The 22,027-nt window shown below is 63.5% G+C and carries 21 protein-coding genes and 1 riboswitch; of the genes, 11 read left to right on the plus strand and 10 right to left on the minus strand.

Going from position 1 to position 22,027, the window contains the following annotated elements:
• Positions 1-24: 24 nt before the first annotated feature.
• Entirely contained in the window at positions 25-504 is a 480-nt protein-coding gene (locus H292_RS0105890) for a winged helix-turn-helix domain-containing protein (RefSeq protein ID WP_020110811.1), read from the plus strand.
• Positions 505-669: 165 nt separating this feature from the next.
• Here H292_RS0105890 and H292_RS0105895 read toward each other — a convergent pair whose 3' ends face one another.
• On the minus strand, positions 670-1,590 hold the full coding sequence (locus H292_RS0105895; RefSeq protein ID WP_020110812.1) for a LysR family transcriptional regulator: 921 nt from the start codon (positions 1,588-1,590) through the stop codon (positions 670-672).
• A 17-nt stretch (positions 1,591-1,607) separates the two neighbouring features.
• Between H292_RS0105895 and H292_RS28365 the strand changes: the two genes are divergently transcribed.
• The gene (locus tag H292_RS28365; RefSeq protein ID WP_020110813.1) at positions 1,608-1,760 is read left to right on the plus strand and encodes a hypothetical protein; all 153 of its coding nucleotides are present in this window, start codon (positions 1,608-1,610) and stop codon (positions 1,758-1,760) included.
• Positions 1,761-1,996: 236 nt separating this feature from the next.
• Positions 1,997-2,203: a dodecin gene (locus H292_RS28370; RefSeq protein ID WP_026347454.1), complete on the plus strand. Its 207-nt coding sequence runs from the start codon at positions 1,997-1,999 to the stop codon at positions 2,201-2,203.
• Positions 2,204-2,215: 12 nt separating this feature from the next.
• Here the strand turns inward: H292_RS28370 and H292_RS0105910 are convergent, their stop codons facing one another.
• The 4 genes from H292_RS0105910 to H292_RS0105930 form a co-directional block, all read right to left on the minus strand.
• Complete coding sequence (locus tag H292_RS0105910) at positions 2,216-3,490, minus strand: hypothetical protein (RefSeq protein ID WP_020110815.1); 1,275 nt, start codon at positions 3,488-3,490, stop codon at positions 2,216-2,218.
• Positions 3,478-4,296 (minus strand): alpha/beta fold hydrolase, encoded by an 819-nt coding sequence (locus tag H292_RS0105915; RefSeq protein WP_020110816.1) that lies wholly within the window; start codon positions 4,294-4,296, stop codon positions 3,478-3,480. Before H292_RS0105915 ends, H292_RS0105910 begins: the two co-directional genes overlap by 13 nt.
• Positions 4,297-4,463: 167 nt before the next feature.
• Entirely contained in the window at positions 4,464-5,396 is a 933-nt protein-coding gene (locus tag H292_RS0105925; protein WP_019663243.1) for a sulfite exporter TauE/SafE family protein, read from the minus strand.
• Between the two features lie 115 nt (positions 5,397-5,511).
• A complete protein-coding gene (locus tag H292_RS0105930) occupies positions 5,512-5,958 on the minus strand; it encodes an HIT family protein (protein WP_020110818.1) in 447 nt (148 codons plus the stop codon).
• A gap of 28 nt (positions 5,959-5,986) precedes the next feature.
• Positions 5,987-6,068: riboswitch (ZMP/ZTP riboswitch) on the plus strand.
• 11 nt (positions 6,069-6,079) lie between these two features.
• Here H292_RS0105930 and H292_RS0105935 point away from each other — a divergent pair.
• Positions 6,080-6,964, plus strand: coding sequence for a bifunctional 5,10-methylenetetrahydrofolate dehydrogenase/5,10-methenyltetrahydrofolate cyclohydrolase (locus tag H292_RS0105935; protein ID WP_020110819.1), 885 nt, complete (start codon positions 6,080-6,082; stop codon positions 6,962-6,964).
• A 9-nt stretch (positions 6,965-6,973) separates the two neighbouring features.
• On the opposite strand, the gene H292_RS0105940 is transcribed toward H292_RS0105935, so the two are convergent.
• From H292_RS0105940 to H292_RS0105950, 3 genes are read right to left on the minus strand one after another with little or no spacing between them, the layout of a single operon-like run.
• Entirely contained in the window at positions 6,974-8,287 is a 1,314-nt protein-coding gene (locus H292_RS0105940) for an ABC transporter substrate-binding protein (protein WP_020110820.1), read from the minus strand.
• Positions 8,288-8,318: 31 nt separating this feature from the next.
• The gene (locus H292_RS0105945) at positions 8,319-9,200 is read right to left on the minus strand and encodes a carbohydrate ABC transporter permease (RefSeq protein ID WP_020110821.1); all 882 of its coding nucleotides are present in this window, start codon (positions 9,198-9,200) and stop codon (positions 8,319-8,321) included.
• Positions 9,201-10,091 (minus strand): carbohydrate ABC transporter permease, encoded by an 891-nt coding sequence (locus tag H292_RS0105950; protein WP_020110822.1) that lies wholly within the window; start codon positions 10,089-10,091, stop codon positions 9,201-9,203. It abuts the gene before it with no gap.
• A gap of 127 nt (positions 10,092-10,218) precedes the next feature.
• Here H292_RS0105950 and H292_RS0105955 point away from each other — a divergent pair, with 127 nt between their 5' ends.
• The 3 genes from H292_RS0105955 (at position 10,219) to H292_RS0105965 (ending at position 13,287) form a co-directional block, all read left to right on the plus strand.
• Positions 10,219-10,689, plus strand: a complete 471-nt coding sequence (locus H292_RS0105955; RefSeq protein ID WP_231383777.1) for a GNAT family N-acetyltransferase — start codon at positions 10,219-10,221, stop codon at positions 10,687-10,689.
• A 208-nt stretch (positions 10,690-10,897) separates the two neighbouring features.
• The gene (locus tag H292_RS0105960; RefSeq protein ID WP_020110824.1) at positions 10,898-12,508 is read left to right on the plus strand and encodes an HNH endonuclease signature motif containing protein; all 1,611 of its coding nucleotides are present in this window, start codon (positions 10,898-10,900) and stop codon (positions 12,506-12,508) included.
• 65 nt (positions 12,509-12,573) lie between these two features.
• The gene (locus H292_RS0105965; protein WP_020110825.1) at positions 12,574-13,287 is read left to right on the plus strand and encodes an aminoglycoside 3'-phosphotransferase; all 714 of its coding nucleotides are present in this window, start codon (positions 12,574-12,576) and stop codon (positions 13,285-13,287) included.
• A 227-nt stretch (positions 13,288-13,514) separates the two neighbouring features.
• Here the strand turns inward: H292_RS0105965 and H292_RS0105975 are convergent, their stop codons facing one another.
• Both H292_RS0105975 and H292_RS0105980 read right to left on the minus strand, forming a co-directional pair.
• On the minus strand, positions 13,515-15,113 hold the full coding sequence (locus tag H292_RS0105975) for an ABC transporter substrate-binding protein (protein ID WP_020110826.1): 1,599 nt from the start codon (positions 15,111-15,113) through the stop codon (positions 13,515-13,517).
• Positions 15,110-16,408, minus strand: a complete 1,299-nt coding sequence (locus H292_RS0105980; RefSeq protein ID WP_020110827.1) for an NtaA/DmoA family FMN-dependent monooxygenase — start codon at positions 16,406-16,408, stop codon at positions 15,110-15,112. The genes H292_RS0105975 and H292_RS0105980 overlap by 4 nt, the downstream gene beginning before the upstream one ends.
• Positions 16,409-16,624: 216 nt before the next feature.
• Between H292_RS0105980 and H292_RS0105985 the strand changes: the two genes are divergently transcribed.
• From H292_RS0105985 to H292_RS0106000, 4 genes are read left to right on the plus strand one after another with little or no spacing between them, the layout of a single operon-like run.
• Positions 16,625-18,484, plus strand: a complete 1,860-nt coding sequence (locus tag H292_RS0105985) for an FAD/NAD(P)-binding protein (RefSeq protein ID WP_020110828.1) — start codon at positions 16,625-16,627, stop codon at positions 18,482-18,484.
• Between the two features lie 45 nt (positions 18,485-18,529).
• Positions 18,530-20,170: an ABC transporter substrate-binding protein gene (locus H292_RS0105990; protein ID WP_020110829.1), complete on the plus strand. Its 1,641-nt coding sequence runs from the start codon at positions 18,530-18,532 to the stop codon at positions 20,168-20,170.
• Positions 20,151-21,194, plus strand: coding sequence for an ABC transporter permease (locus H292_RS0105995; RefSeq protein WP_196806157.1), 1,044 nt, complete (start codon positions 20,151-20,153; stop codon positions 21,192-21,194). Before H292_RS0105990 ends, H292_RS0105995 begins: the two co-directional genes overlap by 20 nt.
• The gene (locus tag H292_RS0106000; protein ID WP_020110831.1) at positions 21,191-22,027 is read left to right on the plus strand and encodes an ABC transporter permease; all 837 of its coding nucleotides are present in this window, start codon (positions 21,191-21,193) and stop codon (positions 22,025-22,027) included. The genes H292_RS0105995 and H292_RS0106000 overlap by 4 nt, the downstream gene beginning before the upstream one ends.

Genomic DNA, 22,027 nt, shown 5'->3' on the forward strand with positions numbered 1-22,027 from the left:
GCCGAAGATTTCGGGGGGGAGAGAATGACTGTCGAAGACACCGTGGTGCTGCACATCTCCGACACGGGTACGCCCTCCCTGGAGGGCCTGTCCAGAGCGCAACTGCACGCGCTCGCGGATGCGCTGCGCCGAACCACCGAAACGTTCGCCCCGAACGCACGCATCCTGACGAGATTCGACGTGCGGTTCAACGACCGCAACTCGCCACTGGTGATCGATCTGCCTGCACGTGACGTCGTCGTCGGCGGACAGAGTGTGTCGTTCAGTCACACCGAGTTCGAGATCTTCTCCCACCTCGTGCGCAACCCGCGGGTCGTCGTCGGACGTGACGAGCTGACCCGCAGCGGCGGCGGTCGCAGCGTGGACGTACATCTGTCGAGAGTGCGCACCAGATTGGGATCGTTCGGTCGGCTCGTGACCACGGTGCGCGGCACCGGATACCGATTCGATCCGGAACCAGGCATCCGCGTGGTGACCGAACCGGTATCCCTCCGCAGCGCGTGAACACGGGTGTCAGCGTTCGATCCACGTGCTTGGCGACGTGTTCTGGGGTGACGGTGTTCCTGGGTGCACACAAGTCGGTTCGGCAGGGCACATCCGGCCCTCGCGAAGCGATCTGTGTGCACCCAGGAACATGCACGAGGGTCGAGTAACCGGGGTTCGACAAAGTCAGAACGCCAGTTCGACCGGGCGAACGCGCCGATGGAACGCGCGTACGGCCTCGGCTACCGCCGGCCGTTCGCTCGAGGCCTGTCGGTACGTCACGCCGAGCCGTCGGGCACCGTCGATGATCGGCTGGGTGACACCGGGTTGCGATACGAGGTGCCTGAAATCGTCGGGCACGGACATCTGCGGCACGATGGTCGCACCGAATCCGTGCCCGACCATCACGGCCATCATCGCGAAACTGTTGCTGCGGTGCTGGATCCGCGGAGTGAACCCTGCTTGCCTGCAGCTGAACACCACCGACTGGACGGAGGGCGCACCGTCGGCTGCTGCGATCCAGTCGGTTTCGGCGAGCGCCGCGAGACCCATCTCCGAAATTCGCTCGTGCCACGCGGTAGGCGCCAGCACGACGAGTGGGTCGTCGAACAGGTAGTCCGTCGTCATGCCGGTGGGCAGATCGGTGGCCCCGAACGAGTAGGTGTACGTGATTGCCAGATCCACTTCTTGATTGCGTACCGCCGGAACGGAATCGACCGGCATCGACTCGATCAACCGGATACGCAGTCCCGGGTGCGCGCTCTCCAGGCCCGCGGCCACCGGCAGCGCGAGTTGCGCCATCGCTGTCTGGAAGCATGCAACGGTGAGGACGCCCGTGATGACGTCGCCGGTCGCCGCCACCGCACTCTCGGCTTCTTCCAGTGCGGCGAGAACGCGTGCTGTGTGATCCACCAGCACCCTGCCTGCGCCGGTGAGCCGCAACGTCCTACCGTCGCGCCGCGTCAGGACGGCACCGACTTCGTCTTCGAGTGTACGAAGCTGTTGCGACACAGCCGAGGTGGTGATGCCGTGCAGCTCGGCGACGGCGGACATCGTCGCGTACTCCGCGAGATCTCGCAGCAGTATCAGCCTCTTGACGTCGTACACCTCAGACCGCCGCTGCGGTGCCCGGTCCGGCTTCGTCGTCGGAGGCTGGATCTGCAACGGCCATCGGAATTCTGGACAAGGACAAGCGACGAAGCGTCATTGCGGAGATACTCCTCGAGAAGGACGACAGGGACAGCACCGGCGCTCGATGGGGCGACATGCTCGAATGAAAGGCGCTGCAGGTTCGGAGAACTCGTCCGGTCTTCGCTTTTCACTTCATGCCGATGCCCGAGTGTGGTCCGTCGCCGGACGGGAAACCACCCTTCGAATCACGATGATTTTTCCGCGCGTGGCCTCGACCAGCGCCTACAGCAGACGATTTCACCGTTCTGTTTCGAAATCGGCATTGCAGGAGAAGTATCAGCAGTCGGAAAGTTCACCAGACTGCAGAGGAGCGAAAGAACCCATGAGCGACAACATCTACCGCGTCACCGAAATCGTCGGAACCTCCACCGAAAGCACCGACGACGCCATCCGAAAGGCGATCGCGCGCGCGAACACCACCCTCAACAACCTCGACTGGTTCGAGGTACTCGAAACCCGCGGCCACATCGAAAATGGATCGATCGCTCACTTCCAGGTGACGATCAAGGTCGGGTTCAAACTGGAGTGAGATGGAGCGTCCTCACCACCCGCGCCGGGCATGCTCGGCGTGGGTGTGAAGGTACGCCCCCGGGGCGAAGTGAGTGTCGTAGAAGTCCAGGTCGATGTTCTGGGCCTGCAGATACATCAGCACGTGGACGGTGGGTACGGTTCCCGGCAGTTTGCCGAATGCGTCGTAGATGTACGACGCCTCCGCGGTCACGAGTTCCTGCACTGCGTCCGCGGGCAGGGCGGCTGCACGGACCTTGGGCGTCTCCGACCATGCCCCGGGTGTGTCCGGGTGGAACGGCCCACCCGGCCCGTACTTGCGGTCGATGTACTTGGCGACACCGTCGGCGACGGTGTTCACATGCGGCGGAGTCAATGTCTCGAACACGCCGTCCAAGCCGGTTGCATTGGGGAACGGCCAGCTCGGGTCGTTGTCGGACCGGAAGCCCAGACCTGGAGCGCGCGGATCACCGGATCCGCCCAGCACGGACAGTCGGTCGAGTCCGTCGAACATCCACCCGCCGAGACCGAGTGCCTGCAGAACCAATACGCCGTTGTGGGTTGCCGTCGCAAGCTCCGCGCTTGCCTCGGTCAGGGTGTATTGCTCGACGAACGACAGCGGAACCGGATCGTCGAAGTGAGCCAGAGCCGAGAACTTGTCGATTCCCGGGATCGGCCGGTCGTGCACGTCGTCGAAGACGACGTACCCGTTGGCGGCGAAGAAGGACAGGTTGGCGATCAGGTGCTCGGAGAGGTCGGCAACGGGAAACGCGAGCAAGCTTCCCGGATGGTTGGCTATCCAGGTGTTGTGACCCTCCATGTAAGGCTCTTCGCGCGGGATTTCCAGTCGCGTGTCACCGAGCCGAACATACTGATCCGCAGTGTGATTCAGCCACTCCTCGAGATCGAACTCGCCGGGCGACGGTGGGGTGTCGCGTGTCGGGAGCAGGTACGTTCCCGAATCGTCGGTGAAGAACAGCTGACTGGTGTGAAATCCGGCGGCCGACGGAAAGGCTCTTCCCACAGCACTCCCCGAGTAGTTGGGGAACTTCGGCGCGTACCCACCGTGGCGGGTGATGCCGTAGTGCCACCCGGTGACTCCGCCGACGACCGACAGCAGAAGAGCCCGTTCGACCTCGCTGATCGGCGTGACCGGGTGAGTGCTCTCGTACGCCAGCGGACCGTCGGGGATCTTCCCACCGAGAGGGAAACGGCGTGACCGTCGACCGGCTATCGCGTCGAGCAGCGGGAATGCGGCCGCGTCGGCGAGGGCGGCCCGTTGCGCGTCGGTGATCGTCAGCCTCGCCACGACGGCTCCTCCTCGTAGACGACAAGTGATGCAGCATCGGCACGTTCGAGAACGAAATCGGCGACGACGGCAGCGGTTCGACGATGCCCGGCCTCGTTCAGCACGTCGTGCCTGGCGCCGGCGATCTCACGTAGTTCGAGTTCACGAACTCGTCCCGCCCAGGTCCGGACGTTCTCGATAGGCGACACCGTGTCCGCGTCGCCGTGCACTGCGAGCGTCGACACCCGCAGCGCGGCCAGGTCGGCGTCGAACCTGTCCCACGCCGTCCGTAGCTCGGCACCGAGCAGTCGACCCGAATCCGCACTGACGAATGCGAGCGGGTCGTTGATCAATGCGTCGAGGTAGAACGGGTCGGCCGACAGTTCACTCGGATCGAGATCGAATCGAGCGTTGTCGGGGTCCAACCACGGGATGGGTGCCAGCGTCGCACCGGAGATCACGGCGGCGACGTAGCGATCCGGCTCGTCGAGGACCGACAGCGTCGCGACGACCGAACCGAGCGAGTGCCCGATGACGACGGTAGGAACGTCGGGCACGCCCACCCTGGCCAGCGAGGTGAGGGCGCCCGCGTCCGCTTGCAGGTCACGCAACGACCCGAAGTCCCCGCGGTCCCCCGACGACAGCCCGTGGCCGATCAGATCCAACGCCCACACGTCGATACCGTCGGCGCTGAGAGAATCCGCGAATCGGTGATAGAGACCGGAATGTTCCCCGTAACCGTGGAGGAACACAACGTTCGCGCGCGGAACCTCTGCGGCCCAGTGCCGGTAGTAGATCGGTCCCCGCGCCCCATCGAAGAATGGCATCCTCGAAGTCCACCACCAGCACAGAACCTCGTCAATGGTTCGAATCGGGCAGGTTCGTAATTCCGGTGTGTCAGTGCGCGCCGAGGTGGTACTCGCCGTACGTGGTGAGGCCGGCGAAAATGGTCGATCCGAACCCGATCAGGGCTGATCTGGCGATCGAGGCCAGGTCAGACAGCGACTTCCTGCTCCGCATTGGTCTTCGCCTCCTCCGAGATCTTGTCCGCCGATTCGTTCTCGCGGTCCTGCAGGTACGCCTTCAGTGAGAACACGAAGCACCCCACCCAGGCCACGACGATGGTGACGTACGCAGTGGCCTGGACGGCGCCGCTGAGCTCGAACCAACCACTCCGGAACAGGCTCCGCGTGTTGGTGAGCACGATGATGCCGCCCACCGAAGCCCCCAGCAACCGAGGCGGAACGTGACGGACCAACCAGGCCGCGAGAGGAGCCGCGACGACGCCACCGGCAAGGATCGCCAGGACCCAGCTGATGTTGATTCCTTGCGAGCCGAGGCTGAACAGGAAGCCCAGGCTCGCGGCCAGCGCGATCACGAACTCACTCGTGTCGATCGAGCCGATGACCTTCCGCGGCTCGAGCCGTCCACTGGCGAGAATGGCCGGGGTCCCCACGGGCCCCCACCCGCCTCCGCCGGTGGCGTCGACGAAGCCCGCGAGCAACCCGAGCGGCGCCAGGAACCGCTTGCGCAGCGGCTTTCCGAGATTCCCCCGAGGAATCCCCTGGACGGTGAACCTGATGAGGATGTACAACCCGAGGCCCAGAAGGATCAAGGCCATGACGGGAGCTGCGGCTTCAGTGGACAGGTTGGACAGAACCGTCGCTCCGACGAACGCACCCACCGCACCGGGTAGGGCGATCCGCCGAACGACCTTCCAATCGACGTTGCCGAACTTCCAGTGCGACAGCCCGGAAATGAACGTGGTGCCGATCTCCGCCAAGTGCACGGTGGCCGACGCGGCCGCGGGATTGGTGCCGATGGCGAGCAGAAGCGTCGTCGTCGTGACGCCGTACGCCATGCCGAGTGCGCCGTCGACGAGTTGGGCCGCAAGCCCCACGATGCCGATAAGAATGATTGTTTTCACTGCGTGTGCTCCATGAGTCGAGTGAAGAATGGTCGGTGCGGGTCAGATCGACCCGCAACACCTCGGCGACAGTGCGTTCGGCATCCGCCCATGCAACCCATCGACGCGTTTTACGTCAAGGGTTGAAATCACCCAAATTCCAGCGAACTCGTTCGGCAAACGAAGCAGCAGTGGCGAAGTCGACTCTGTGCGATCCGGGCTCGTCCTTCACCGCGTGCCACGGCACTTCCTCGGGCACGCTCGGCCACCGAGGAACGAGGTGAACATGCAGATGCGGCCAGGAATGACCGACCGAGAAAACGTAGACGCGCTGAGCCCCCGCGGCCGACAGTGCCCGGGAGAGGACACGAGTGATCCGACCGATGTCCTCCGCCTCGTTCTCGTCGAGTCCGCCGTGATCGTGGACGTGCCTCTTCGGTACCACCAGGTGATGCCCGAGCAACACGTCACCGCTCGGTTGCTCGGGTAGATGAAAGGCCACTGACGTCGGAGTCTCGTACACCCCACCTGGCAGCGGGATCTTCCCTTCGACCTCGAGGCAGAGCAGACAGTCCGCATTCATGCACCCTCCGGCTTCGGGCGTTAGAGTAGGTTCCACGCACGACTGGCGAGGGTGGTTCACCACCGGGAAGTGCTGATCTTCCTGAAGCGTCGTCCGCCTGGGTGCTTCACACTACAACGGTGTGAAGGAACAGATGTTGACTGCGCGTATTCTGGACGGCCGCCGCTCGGCCGAAGCTCTGCTGAACGAAGTACGTTCGAGCGTCTCCGCTTTGGACGTCACGCCATGTCTGGCAACCATCCTCGTCGGCGATGATCCTGCGTCCCACACCTACGTCCGAATGAAGGCGCGGCGTGCAACAGACGTGGGCATCGAATCCCGACGAATCGAGTTGCCCACCAGTACCACCACCGAAGAACTACTCGACGCTATCGACTCGTTGAACAGCGACACCGACGTACACGGCATCCTCCTTCAGCATCCAGTCCCCGCCCACATCGACGAACGGCAAGCGTTCGACGCCATCGCGCCGGGAAAGGATGTGGACGGTGTCACCTCCGCATCGTTTTCAGCTATGGCATTGCATGGAAATGGTTTTCGTTCGTGTACTCCCGGCGGGATCATCCGGTTGCTGCAGGACAACGCAATCGAACTGCGTGGAAAACACGCCGTCGTCGTCGGACGCAGCGCAATTCTCGGCTTGCCGGTCGGTATGTTGCTCCTCGCCGAGAATGCGACAGTGACGTACTGCCATTCCCATACCGAGGACCTTGCCGATCGAATCGCGGAAGCCGACATCGTCGTCGCCGCCGTCGGACGCGCGGAACTTATCCGCGGAGACTGGATCGAACCGGGCACAGTCGTCGTCGACGCCGGCTACAACGCAGGCAACGTCGGCGACGTCGAATTCGATCGCGCCTCCGAGCGAGCAGGGTGGATCACCCCCGTCCCAGGCGGAGTGGGCCCGATGACGATAGCCGTATTGCTGGCTCAAACCGTCGAGGCAGCTGCTGCACAATCGATCCTGCATCTTTCCAACAGCCAGAGCCCCGACGCGAATCGATGAGCTCGGCATTCAACCGGATATCTGCTCGTTTGCGTTGTCCTGAGCTACTTTCAGCGCCTCCTGGATGTCCCCCGCGCGCCCGGAGAAGATTTCCTTGAACGCGGAATCGAGATCGGCCGATGCTGCCTGAGCCCCCGGTACCGGATCGTTCTTCAAGACCCCGTTTTGCACTCCCGCCGGGAACAACGTGGCGTCGACGCCTTTGCTTGCCCAGAAATCGAAGTACGACTGCTGAGCTCCGGTTACTGCCGGAATCAGAGCCCCGTTGGCGCCGAGAGGTTCACTGCCTTCCTCGCTCCCGATCCAGTCGAGAACCTTCTGCGTCGCCTCCGAATTCTCCGACGCCGAGTTGCCGGCAGCGATGATGCTGTTGGTCACCGGGATCCGACCGGAAGGTCCCGCCGGGATCGGGGTTATTCCCCACTCGAAGTCGGCGCCTTCGGAGATGTTGGCGAGGTTGTATGCGCCGGACTCGAACACTGCCAGTTTTCCCTGTAAGAACTGATCTCGCGAGAAGTCGAGATTGTCGTTCGTGTCTGCGGACGACGGTGCAACATGGTCGTCATTAATGAGGTCAACGGCATACTCGATTGCGTCGACGGACGCTGGATCGTCGGCGAATACGTACTTCCCGCTGTCCTGATAGAGCCCACCGTTCGACGCGATGAAGTTTCCGACGATCGCATCGAAATCCCAAGCAGCGTTGAAGCCGTACTGCGTGACCGCACCCGGGTCGAAACCGGGCTGGTCAGCAGTCCGCCCTGCTGAGTCGACTGTGAGCTTCTTCAACGCCTGCAGGAACGTGTCTGCCTGTTCGTTACTTGGATCCCAAGTGAGATCGGCCAGGTCGACCTCCGCGTCGGAAACAAGCTTCTTGTTGTAGTACAAAACCTTTCCACCGTCGATGAGCTGTGGAACACCCCACAGGGATCCGTCACGTGTGTACTTCTCGACGGCCGAAGGCTCCCAATCCGACACCGCGTCGGGTAACAACTCGGAAATGTTCACGAGATTGCCGTTGTCGGCGTAGCTCGCGTAGTTGGGCGCGTTGACCCAGAAGATGTCGTCGCCGCCTCCTCCGGAGAGATCGGCACGAAGTTTGTCCCAGTAATTCGCCCAGGGAACCTGATTGATCTGAACCGTGATGTCCGGGTTCTGTGCGGTGAACTCTGCGAAGGACTGCTCGTACGCAGCAGCGACCGCGTCGTCGCTCCAGATACGGAAAGTCACCGTGTTGTCGTCCCCGCCGTCTCCTGTGCCGCTGCACGCAGCCAGGCCGAGGGTGAGGCCGACCGTAACCAGCGTGCTGATGCTTCTTTTCATGGACGTCTCTTTCGGTGTCGAGGAATCTGTTTCAGTTGAAGCCCTTGATGGTCAAGGAGGACACGATGGTCTTGTGAAACGCGACGAACAATGCGAGCAGAGGGACGATCGCGATCGTCGTCGCCGCCATGACGAGCGTCCAGTTACCGTTGAACTGCGTCTGCAGATTGGCCGTCGCCACGGTGATGACCTGCCACCGACCTCCACTGGTGATGATCAGCGGCCACAGAAAGCTGTTCCAATGCGTCACCGCGGTGATGACTGCCAGCGTCGATACAACTGGCTTGCTCAGTGGCACCACCACATGCCACAGAATCCTGAGGTGTCCGGCGCCATCCAGTCGCGCCGCGCTGATCAGATCCGTCGGGAGGCTCAGGAAGTGCTGCCGTAGAAGAAATATCGCGTAGGGAGATCCGAAGACGAACGGAAGCACCAGAGCCCAGAACGTATTTCGGAGGCCGGATTCACTGAGCAGTAGGTACAGCGGAATCATTGTCACAACGCCCGGAACCATCAGGGTCGACAAGTAGGCCCAGAAGAGGAAGTCACGTCCAGGAAACTCCAGGCGTGCGAAGGCGTAAGCAGCAAACACGGAGAACACCGTCTGCCCGACGACGATCACCAGGCTCACGACGGCCGTGACCAGGATCGATCTACCGAATCCGTAGTTCCCCTGGATCAAGCCCACGTAGGAGTCCGCGGTGAGAGGCGAGGGGAAGGAAGTCGCGGGTTCCGCTGCGAACTGTTTGCTCGATTTCAGAGACGTCATCGTGCTGAGAAGAAACGGCCCGAGAACCAGCAGCGACGACACCACCAGCACCGCGTACGTGATGACGTCCAGGACCAGGGTTCGTCGGCGCGGACGGATTTCCTGATCAGCACCAACGCCTGTCTTCTCGAGAGTGGCGACCATTCAGGCGACCTCGTAGGTGGTGCGGGACCTGAAGTACCGCTGCTGAAGGAAGGTGAAGACCACGAGAATCACGAAGAGTACGAGCGCCATCACCGCTGCGCGCCCGAACTGAAACGATTGGAAGGCCTCGTAATAGATTCGCCCGGTCACTACGTCGCCGGCGCGCTCCGGCCCACCATTCGGAGCGAGCGCGTACGCGGTGTCGAATACCTGAAAGGAACTGATCAGACCGGTGACCAGAACGAAGAACATCGTCGGACGCAGGAGCGGGAGGCTGATGTACCGGAAACGATGCCACCGCCCCGCGCCGTCGATTCTGCTGGCATCGACAACGTCACTGGGTATTGCACGGAGGCCGGCTGCGAAGAACAGCGACACGTATCCGATGTTGGTCCATACGCTGACCACCACGATCGCCGGAAGAACCAACGAGGGTGTTGCGAGCCATTCGATACGTTGTCCGACAATTGCATTGAGCAATCCGTCGGTCGGGGCGAAAATCCACTTCCACACAATGCCGAGCGCGAGAGGTGCGGCCACCCACGGCAACAACAGCACCACCCGGAACACAGCCGATCCTGGTACGCGCCGTTCGAGGAACATGCCGAGTCCGAGACCCAACACGGTCTGCAGAGGCAGCGCAGCGGCCACGAAGAGTGTCGTGACGATCAGTGAATGCAGAAAACGGCCGTCCGTCAGCACAGCTCGGAAGTTGTCCAATCCGATGAACTCGGCCGGACCTATGAGATCCCACTTCTGAAAGCTCAGCCATACGACTGTCACGATGGGCACCGCAAGGAAGACCGAGATGCCGATCAGACTGGGTAGAAGAAATGCGTACGCGGACAGAATCTCTCGACGACGACGCGTCGACCGAACTACCCCAGGCAACGTGATTCCCCCGTCGAGTCGCGAACGTATGACTGCTGAAGGCTACCGGCGTGTCCGCCGAGCCGGAATCGATGGAATCAGCGAGAAATCATCGGTTGACAATCGAACCGCGATCTACAGTGACACCATGACTCCAGTAGTACGACGGCCGGGTCGAGACGAGGCCGAGGCGATCGCTCGGATGCATACCGAGGCCTGGCGCACTACCTACGGAGGATCGGTTCCGGACACCTATTTCGACGAGGGTTCGATCATACGGCGAACTCAACACTGGCGGACAGTACTCGACCCGAACCAACAAGACCAGAATGTTGCTGTTGCAGTGGTGGATTCCAACATCATCGGGATTGCACACTGCGGCCTCGAGGACGGCCGACGAAAATTGTTTGCACTCTACGTTCTGGAAGCGTTCCACGGCACCGGCGTTGGGCAACTGCTGCTCGACACTGTCCTGACCGACGAACCGACCGAACTCTGGGTCGCCCAAACGAACCGACGTGCCATGAAGTTCTATCGACGCAACGGCTTCGAGCCCGACGGTTCAGCCCAGGACCTCCTTGGGATCGACGGTTACGTCACCATCCGAATGGTGCGCTGAGCACCACAGTGTCGGTGGCGTGTGGTAGCGACACAGCCATCGAAAACCGTTGCACAGCAACAGCAAGACTGTTGCCAGATCCCGAGCGGAGCGGTATATTCGAACATACGTTCCCATGAACCGGGGGGTTCACCATATGCCACGCACCGCACCACGCAGCACATTCGCCCGATGCGCAGGACCACAACCACAACCCACCATCGATCCCGTGCTACTGACCCAACTCGCCGACGCAGCACGCGAGGAAAACCGAGCCTGCGCCCGCAAAATCGCACTCGCCGCCCAAATCTGGGAATCCTGCGTGAACCAGACCGTCCAGATCGGCGACTTCATCACCGATGCCGGTAACTACGCCGCCTCGGAAACCGCCGCCACCCTCGGCTGCTCCAAAACCGTCGCCGACACCCTTGCCGAAGTCGGCATGGACCTACGTCTGCGCCTACCCGCCGTCGCCGCCGCATTCGCCGACGGCGACATCGACTTCGCACGCATCCGCGCCATCTACCGCACCACCGCCAGCCTCACCGCAGACGCCGCCCACCGCATCGAAACCGAAACCCTCACCGCAGCCCGACGCCTCTCCCCCGGGCCCCTCGCCACCGAAATCAACGCCATCATCACTCGAACCGCACCCGACGAAGCCGCAACCAACCGCAAAGACGTCACCGACAAACTCACCTCACTGCGCTACCGAGACAAAGGCGTCATCGCCACCCTGGAAGCCAACCTCCCAGCAGCCCAAGCCGCCCAATGCTGGCAACTGATCACCGAAACGGCCGCCACCCTCTGCCCCCGCGACCCACGCACCCGCAGCCAACGCCTCGCCGCAGCATTCGTCGCACTCATCCACCGCGACACCCACCTCACCTGCACCTGCACACCCGACGACGACAAACCCTGCACCGCCAACCCTCAACTTCCCGACCGCCGTACCCCACTGACCAGTATCACCATCGACATCGACACACTCCTCGGATTCCACGACCTCCCCGCCTACCTCGCAGGCCACGGCATCATCGACCCCGAATACGCCCGAGAACTGGCCGCCAACAGCCACTTCAACGTCATCCTCACCGACGCCACCAACCTCGCCGACCGCACAGGCATCACCACTGCCCCGGCACAACCGCGACCGACGCACATCAGTTTCAACCCACTCGGCCGCGGACGACGTCGCAGCGGACTCACACTCCCTACCCCACCCACTCTTCCGAACACGGCGACCGGACGTTCTACTGAAAACTACAGCGGCACCTATCAACTCATCGATGCACTCGAAACCGCCATCGAAACCAACCCTGCACTCGCCGTCGCTCTCTACCCCGACGGCCACGGCGGACTCACCACCCCACCACCCGGCGCACTGACCTACCGACCCGGCACCGCGCTCGCAGACCTCGTCCGACACCGCGACCGCACCTGCCGCCACCCCGGATGCGACGTCCCCGCAGCCGGCTGCGAGATCGACCACGTCATCACCTTCGACCACCACAACCCCACCCGCGGCGGCTGGACCATCCTCACCAACCTCCACTGCCTCTGCAGATACCACCACTCCCTCAAAAGCATCGGCGCCTGGACACCCACCATGCTCGCCGGAGCCGTCGAATACTGGAAGTCGAGTTCCGGCACCACGGCAGTAACCCTCCCCGGAAACACCACCGGCCGAACCGACCTGGCCCCGAGCTCACTCCTACCCCACATACCGAAGAAACGACGACAACCCCACCACCGCACCGACAAACCCGAGTCCGATCTCGACGACACCACTGCTCCGCCGACCTACGCAGAGGACACCGATGACCCCGCACCGTTCTGACAGGCGCAGCACAGTCGTCGTGAAAGAGACCGGTGCCGACTACTGCGCTGTGGTGGAATGGTGGCGTGACCCGTCCGGATTCCTCGGTGTCGATTCCGCCTGCGGTGCGGCGCCACGCAGGCAGCTCCGAGATAGAGCCGGTCTGGCTGAACGAGTTGGGTGGACTGACCTTCCGCGCCGGACAGGTGTTCGTGAAATGGTGTCCGCTGGACGTGCAGATCGACCTTGCTGTCGAGGCCGACAAGTTGCGCTGGGTTTCGGCCTACACTCGGGTTCCGGAAGTTGTCGACGCCGGTTCCGACTCCGACGCGCAGTGGCTGGTAACCGTAGCGCTACCGGGGACAAACGCAGTCGACGATGCCTGGACGGCGAATCCCACCGTCGCTGCCCGCTCCATCGGCACCGGTCTACGCGCGTTTCACGACGCAGTGCCTCGCGCCACGTGCCCCTACGACTGGTCGATCGAATCCCGAGTCGAGTCCGCCGAAAAGCTGGGGTCGAATCCGGGTGTCGGTACAGCACCTCCAGTAGACCCGGTGGTGTGTCACGGCGACGCGTGCGCTCCGAACACGCTGCTGGACAACGACGGCAACTGGTTCGCCCACGTCGACCTGGGTTCTCTGGGCGTCGCCGACCGATGGGCTGATCTGGCGCCTGCAATCATGAGCACGGAGTGGAACTACGGCCGTCGGTTCACGTCCGAAGTTCTCGACGGCTACGGCATCGAACTGGACCGCCGGAAACTCGACTTCTACTGCCGACTCTGGGACGAGACCTGAACGTGGAACCCCCAGAGAACGAGGGCCCCGATCAGACTGGTCGAGACTCAGCCGTGAACGGACAGATCCACCGCAGCCCGGGCACAGCCGACTCCGCATGCGGTGTGACTGTCGAACCATCGCAGATCGAACAAGCGCCTCAGCCAGGACATGTACAGCAACCTAGACCCATCGACACCGCAGCGGGACCCTTCGAATCAGCCTGATTCTTAACCTGCCCGCCGGAACTACCCGATCCAGGTGTCGAAGAACTGCAATCTGGCGGATGCTTCGAATTCCAGATCGTGTACGCGTGGCCCTGCACCGATGGCTTGGGAGAGCTCGATGGTCGGGATCAACAGTCCGTTGCTCGACACCAGTTGCTGCGCGTCGGCGAGGATTTCCTTACGTTCGGCGGGATCGGTCGTGCTCAACTGCCTCGCCAGCACATCGTCCAGTTCCGGGATGGGGCCGCGACGGTTGTTGTTGCGACCGTCGAGTGCATACGAGGTGCGCAGGATGTCGCCGTCGGCTCGAGTGCTGTTTCCGTAGGTGGAGTCGAAGTCACCGCTCGCCTGCCGCGCCAGAGCTTCCGGCGTCGAGACCAGGTCGAGGACGAGCTCGACGCCCACATCCGCGAGTTGCTGCTGCACCAGCTCCAGAATGGCCTGGTTACCGGCGAACACCGCGCTGAACGTGACGGAGAACGACAGCCGTCGGCCGTCCTTCTCTCGGATTCCGTCGGCGCCCGGGACCCATCCGGCGGCGTCGAGGATGTCGCGTGAACGATCAGGATCGTAGGTGACGTCGTCGAGCTTCACGTACTGCGGGGTCTTGCTCGCAAGCGTCCCGGTGGCAGGCAGGAAGTCCGGCCCGAGCACCGTGTCCACCAGTTCCTGACGGTTCAGGGCCGGGATCAACGCACGGCGTACCTCGACGTCGCCGAGAACGGGACGAGTGATGTTGGGTGTGAAGCCGAACGGAGTGCCGGGATTGGATGTCGTGAGCACACGGCCACCCGACGCCTCGATCTGCGGCGCATCCTGCGGCAGCGCGTCGCTGATGGCGTCGAGCTGGTCCGAAGCCAGGCTGCCGGTCCGCACCCCGGACTCGGGCACGATCGTGAACTCGATCGCGTCGAGGTATGCCTCCCCGTCGTGGGAGAACACGCCCGAACCCCAGGCGTAGCCGGAGCGCTTCTTCAGCGTGATCGCCTTGTCCTGCTGATAGGACTCGTAGACGAACGGGCCACTGCCGATGTTGTCGCCGAGGCACCGTTCCTCGGCAGGCTTGTCCGTGGTCGCCTTGGCCAGCAGTCCGAGCTGAGGTGTCGACGTGGCCTGCAGGAACTGCGCGTTCGGAGCGTCGAACTGCACTCGGGCCGTCAACGGATCCACGACGGTGGTGCCCGCGTAACCGGAGAGGTAACTGGCACCGAGCTGCGCTTTGGGGGCGCCGAGAACGTTCACGACCGAATCGAAGGTGGCTTTGACCGCTTCCGCGTCGACAGGAGTTCCGTCGCTGAACGTGACGCCGTCCTTCAGAACGAAGGTGAACTGCGTTGCGTCACTGCTGACTTCCCAACTCTCGGCCAACCATGGCGTGATCTCACCGGTCTCGGGGTCCTGGTCGGTCAGGGAATCGACGATCTGACGGGACACGTAGATGGTCTGGTTGGTGCCACCCTGCGCGGGATCCGAGCACGTCGGAGCCTGCGACAGCGCGTACCGGAGCGTGCCGCCGGCTTGCGGCTCCCCGTCCTGCGACGTCGATTCCGCCGATCCGCCGCATGCGGCGACGAGCGTCGTCGCCGACACCGCGAGAACAACCGAAGCCGACTGTTTCATGCTTCCCCCTGGAATCGAGCGAGTGGAGGGAGTTCGAGATTCTCCCTGAATGTCCCTCCGCGATAATCGTTTCCGACGATTCCGCGGCGCCGAAGCTCCGGCAGCAATCCGTTCTCGACGAAATCGCGTGTGCGTGGATCACCGAGACCGCCGAGACTGATCACGTCGAGGACCCCGGCGTCGTACCGTTGCGCGATCGCGTCGGCCAGCTGCTCGGGTGTCCCGGACTCGGCCCAATGTCCGGTGTCCTTCGAGGCGATGATCAACTCGCGCAGCGTCTTTCCCTCCGCGGCGAGCTTGCCGAATATCTCCACTCGTCCACGACGGCGGTTGACTGTCTTCGGGTCGGGCAGCAACTCCACCGGGATCGGCTTGTCCAACGACAGCTCCGACAGGTCGATTCCGCCTCCGAGCATGTCCTCCAACCGTGCGCGTCCGGCGACGAAGTCCAGAGTGCCGATCGACTCCTCGACCCGTTGTCGGGCCTCGGCTTCCGTCGCACCGTACGTTGCGTGGAACGAACTGAAGATCAACGGAAGTTCGTCACCGCGCCCCAACTCGGCAGCGCGAGCTCGGATGGTCTTGGTGTAGGTGATGGCATCCTCGAGGGTCGCCAGCGACGTGAACACGACTTCGGCGAAACGCGCTCCGAGTTCGATTCCTCCGGCAGACTGTCCGGCCTGAAATTGAACGGGCCTGCCCTGAGGAAGCGACGGAATGTTCAGCGGCCCTTGGACGGTGTAGTACGTGCCGCGATACTCGATGGGTCGCACCAACGACGCATCCAACACCGCGCCGTCGGAACCCGGCACCAGCGCGCCCGGCTTCCAGCTGTCGAAGAGTGCGTTCACCACTTCGAGCGACTCGGTGGCACGTGCGTACCGTTCTTCGGGACTCGGCAGGTCCTGATCTCCGTAGTTCTCCTCCCCCAGCGAGGACGTCACCGCGTTCCAGGCGGCCCGTCCGTTGCTGACGTGATCCAGCGTCCCGAACAGTCGCGCCAGGTTGTACGGGTGATGGAACGTCGTGGTCACGGTCGCGATCAACCCGATGTCCGTGGTCACACCCGCCAGCGCCGCAAGGTAGATCAGTGGCTCCTGGGCCCCGATCGCCCCCTGTGCACCGAAACTCAACAGGTCCGCGGCGAACAACGCGTCGATCTTGTTGTTCTCGGCGATCTTCGCGATCTCGATCGACGACGCGAGGGTGGACCGCGTCGGGTCGACCGCGGCGTCGTACACGTCGAGGCCGCCGCTGACTCCGGTGACCGTCTTGAGTGTTCGACGTCTGCTCATCGGGTAAACACCATGGACATCTGCACCTCACCAACGAACGAGAACGAACAGGAAAGCCGCCGTGGACACAGCACACGCGGCAGAGCAACACGCAAGTTTAAGGAGCTTCGACGGCCCTGAACAGAAATAGAATCAGCGTGATTCTGCGTTGACTCTTCAATGCGACTCCCGCAACAATCAGGCGGTACTACCAGGGTCGACGGAGGCACCAGAACTATGAGCACCACCCCCGCGCACCGTATTGCGATCGTCGGTGCGGGACCGCGCGGTACCGGTGTCCTCGAGCGACTGCTCGCCCATCTCGACGCGACGCCGGGGCGCCGCGTCACCGTCGACGTCTTCGATCCTTTTCCTGCCGGCGCCGGCCGCATCTGGCGAGGCTCGCAACCGCCGCTGCTGTGGATGAACTCGGTCGCCGCCGACGTCACCATGTTCACCGACGACACCACCGTGGTCGCCGGGCCGGTCTCGACCGGCCCGACTCTCGCCGAATGGGTCGAGAGCAACCTCGAATCCCTCCGCGACGACCCGGCGCTCACCGCCGAGCTTGCCGATTTCACACCCAGGTCGTTCGCTTCGCGGACACTGCAGAGCCGCTACCTCGAGTGGGTCTTCGCACGAGCCGTGACGGACGCTCCCGTGGATGTCACGGTGCATCGCAACACCGTCGTCGACATCGTCGACGACGAGCCCGGGCAGCGCCTGATTCTCGACGACGGTTCGGTGGTCGGGGTCGATGTCGTGCTGTTGTCCCAGGGCCATCCGGACGCCCTGCCGTCGTCCGCCGAGAAGTATCTGCACACGTTCGCCGGTACCCACGGACTGACGTACGTCGGGCCCGGGTACACGGCCGACCTGGATCCGGACGTCGTCCCGGAGTCGGAACCCATCCTGGTGGCAGGCCTGGGGCTCGCGTTCGTCGACTGGATGGTGTTGCTCGCCGAAAGCCGCGGTGGAACGTTCTCGCGGCTACCGGACGGAACTTTGACCTACCGGCCGTCGGGCCGTGAGCCGACAATCTATGCAGGCTCGCGCCGCGGCGTGCCGTACCACTCGAAGATCGGCTACGACATCGCCGCCGCCCGGCCACCGCTCCCGAAGTACTTCACCGCCGACGGCTTCCCCGGGGACGGGTTTCTCGACTTCCGGCGCGACGTGTGGCCGACCGCAGCGAAAGAGCTTGCCGGCGCTCACTATCACGAGCTGTTCGCCTCGCACGCCGACCGCACCACCGGCACGTGGCAGGATTTCGAGATCGAGTTCGACGCTGTCGCCTGGGGTTCCAAGGAGTCGGCAGCCCTGGTCGAGCGGTTCGTACCCAAAGACGACGACCGTATCGATCTCGCTCTGATCGATCGCCCTCTCACCGGTGAGACGTACGACAGCGTCGACGACGCCACCGCGCGCATCATCGGATACATCGAATCGGACCTGGCCCGACGCGCCGATCATCACTACAGTAGCGACGCAGCGGTGTTCAATGCGCTGCTGTCGGTGTACATGACCACGGGAGAATTGTTGAGACGCGGTCGAATTCCTGCCGAGTCGGTAGCGCAGGACATCGAAGGGTGGCTGCACTCGTTCTTCAGTTTCATCGCCAGCGGCCCTCCTCCACAACGTCTCGAACAGCTGCGCGCGCTCGCGTCGAGCGGGATCGTTCGGTTCCTCGGCCCGGACACCACGTTCAGTGCCGATATCAACGCCGGCGTGTTCACGGCTCGGAGCGCGTCACACGACGAAACCGTGACCGCACGAACGCTCGTCGACGCCAGACTTCCCGTCGCATCCATCCGATCCAGCGGGGACGCACTGCTTCGCTCCCTGTACGAACGTGGGCAGATGGTGGAGGTGCGCGCCAACGAACGCAGTGCCGCCAAGATCTCCGTCGACGGACGGTCCCGAATCCTGCACTCCGACGGCAGCGTTCACCCCGCTCGATTCGCGGTCGGTCCGTGGGTCGCGGGTCACACCTGGTCCTCTGCCTTCCCGCGACCTCGAACCAACGCCGGATTCTTCCGCCACAACGATGCTCTCGCCGTCGAGCTCCTCACGTCCGGCGCCAACGAATCACGCTGATCGAAAGGGTTTTACGGCCTGCCCGACTGATACAGGCTGGGGGACATGAGGCGCAACCATGTCCTGTCGGCGTCAGCTCTCGCCGTCGCCGCCGGTCTGTTGCTGTCCGCCTGCGCGGGCGGCAGCAACACCACGAGTACGTTCGACGAGAACGCCGAGCCCGTCAGCGGCGGCACCTTCACCTTCGGTCTCAACTCGGACCTCGATTGTGTCGATCCACAGCAGACCGGCAGTTCCGTTGCCGCACTGGTGTCACGCAACGTTCTCGATTCGCTTGTGGGACATACCGAGAACAACGAGTTCACGCCGTGGCTGGCGGAGAGCTGGGAAGTGTCCGACGACGCGACGAGCTACACGTTCTCGCTACGCGACGGCGTCACGTTCTCGGACGGAACGCCACTCGACGCCGACGCCGTGAAGTTCAATCTGGATCGGATATTCGATCCGGCCACCAAGTCCAACTACGCACGCTCGTTGCTGGGCCCACTGCGCGAGGTCACCGCAGTCGATCCGACCACGGTCCGCGTCGACTTCACCGCGCCCTACCCGTCGTTCCTGCAGGGCGCATCGCTACCGTTCCTGGGCATCGAATCTCCGACTCACCTGCGTGGCACCGACAATGCCGAGTGCACCACCGTCGTCGGCTCCGGTCCCTTCGTCCTCGACAGCTACACCAAGGGCGTGGGTTTCGAACTCTCCAAGCGTGACGACTACAACTGGGGACCCGGGTACGCCGATCACACCGGCGCCGCGTACCTCGACCGACTGAACTTCCGCATTCTGCCGGAGAACTCCACCCGCCTCGGGTCGCTCGAGAACGGCGAGGTCGACGCCATCGCGGCGGTACCGTCGGCCAATGCGCCCGTGGTGGACGAGGATCCGAATCTGCAACTGATCAAGTACGAGAATCCAGGTGTCAACTACGGCATCTTCCTCAACACACAGGCGGAACCGTTCACGGACGTCAGGGTTCGCAAGGCTTTCCAGAGCGCGCTCAACTCACCTGAGCTCGTGCAATCGGTGTTCTTCGGACAGCTCGCGGCGGCGGACAACGTTCTCGGCCCGAAGACGCCGTACTACGATTCCTCGATCGCGCAGACGTGGGGATTCGACGCGGACCAGGCCAATTCGCTTCTGGACGAGGCGGGGTGGACCGGACGCGACGCCGACGGGTACCGCACCAAGGACGGTCAGCGCCTCACCGTGCGTTTCCCGTACGACTCCTCCAGCTACTTCGCCGAGAACGCGCCTCTGCTCGAAGCGTTCCAGGACCAGATCAAGCGCGACGTGGGCTTCGACCTCGTCGTCGAGCCCATCGACACCGGTACGTGGACGGACCGAGCTGCGCGGGGTGACTACGAGGCTGCGGCCATCTTCTTCGTGCGACCGGAGCCGGACATTCTCCGTACCGTCTTTCTCTCCACCAACACCCCGCCGAACGGTGGCGCTTATGCACGGAACACCGATCCCGCACTCGACGAACTCCTGACCAGGGGCGCGGCTACGGCCAACGGACCGGATCGTGAGCAGATCTACGCCGACGTGCAGCGCGAGGTCATCGACGAGGCGTACTACGTACCGGTCTACGTTCAGGCGTACCGGCTCGGGGCGTCCAACGGCGTACACGGAATCAAGTTCGCCACCAACGCATCACCACTGTTCTACGATGCCTTCCTCACAGACTGACGCCTCACGGCCGGTCGAGACAGCGCCGGTGCTCGATACAGCGCCGCCGTCCACCGCACACCGCCTGGTCCGTGCAGTGGGCGGTAAGGCGCTCGCCGCGGTTCTCGTGGTGTGGGGTGCGGGAACGGCGACGTTCCTGGCTCTGCACGCAATCAAAGGCGATCCGGTGGACATCATCCTGGGTAGCGACTCCGTGGTGCAGCCCGCCGAGAGGGATGCGATACGCAGTTCGTACGGGCTCGATCAGCCAGTGCTGCTCCAGTACTTGAGCTATCTGAAGCGAGTCTTCACCGGTGATCTCGGTCGGTCCTACCAGTTGCAGCGACCGGTTGCCGACGTCATCGGGGCCGAGCTGTGGCCGACGGTGTCGTTGGCGGTTCCGGCTGTCGTTCTCGCCGTCGTCATTGCGTCCGTCCTTGCGCTGACCACCGCAGGCCGTCCCCGATCACGTTCGTGGGCGTCGAGTTTCGAACTGCTGTCCGTGTCGATCCCCACCTTCTGGATCGGAATCCTGCTGCTGTGGGTGTTCGCGTTCACCCTCGGATGGTTCCCTGCGTCGTCCGCGAAAACCGATGCTTCCCTGGTTCTTCCGGTCGTCACTCTTGCACTTCCTGTCGCAGGGCTGCTGTCGCAGGTCCTTCGAGACGGTGTCGAGGACGCCCTGGCTCAACCGTTCGTCCTCACCGCCCAGGCACGAGGTGCATCGAGGGCACGCGTCCTTCTCGTGCACGCCTTTCGGCACGCACTCCTGCCTGCCACGACACTGACGGCGTACTTCGTCGGCGCGACCCTGGGCGGGGCAGTCCTCACCGAAACCGTCTTCGCCAGGCCAGGACTCGGTCGCGTGACCCTCGCCGCCATCGGATCCAAGGACATGCCCGTCGTACTCGGCATCGTCCTGCTGTCCGCGCTGGTGTTCATCGTCGTCAACACCGTGCTCGACGCCTTGTACGTGGTCATCGACCCCCGGCTCCGCACGACCTCTCGCCGACGCCCGGGCACGGCGAAGGAGGTTCCCGCGTGACCGATGTACTCACCGCGCGGCGATCGGTTCCGCGGACCACCCGCCCCGGCCTCGCCCTGGCCGCGGTATTCGTCGTGATCGCAGCGCTCGCGGCCGCCTTTCCGACGCTGCTGGCGTCGGCCGATCCGAACCTCACCGATCCCAGCTCACCGTTCGCCGAACCCGGTGTCGACCACCTGTTCGGGACCGACAACCTGGGTCGCGACGTGTTCGCTCGGGTCGTGCACGGGGCACGGTTCTCGTTGCTGATCGGCGTGGGGGCAACTGTTCTCGCGGTCGTGATCGGCACTGCACTCGGCATCGCGGCCGCGCTCGGTCCCCGTGTCGTGCGCGCGACACTGCTACGCGGCATCGACATCGCCATGGCATTTCCCGACCTGCTGCTGACGTTGCTCGTGATCGCCGTGCTCGGACCCGGGCCGCTCAACACGCTGATCGCCGTCGCTCTTGGAATGGTTCCCCGGTTCGCCAGGGTGGTACGTGCGCAGGCGCTCCCCGTCGCCGGCGCGGGGTACGTGACGTCCGCCGTCGCACTCGGAACGCCGCGACTGCGAATAGTTCGTCTCCACATCCTCCCCAACACGGTGCGCCCGCTGCTCGCGGTGGCGACCGTGGGTGTCGGGACCGCCATAATCTCCGTCGCTGCACTGAGCTTTCTCGGCCTGGGAGTGAAGCCTCCGGACGCCGAATGGGGCGTGATGCTTGCTCAGGGCCGCGAGTTCCTGAGATTGGCGTGGTGGATCTCGATCTTTCCCGGCCTGGCCGTCGCCGCGACCGTCGTCTCCATCACCGTGCTCGGGCGGGCACTGCAGCGCAGAAACTCGGAGGTCTGA

The organism is Rhodococcus sp. 114MFTsu3.1 (genome assembly GCF_000383555.1).
GTDB classification, from domain to species: Bacteria; Actinomycetota; Actinomycetes; order Mycobacteriales; family Mycobacteriaceae; genus Rhodococcoides; species Rhodococcoides fascians_E.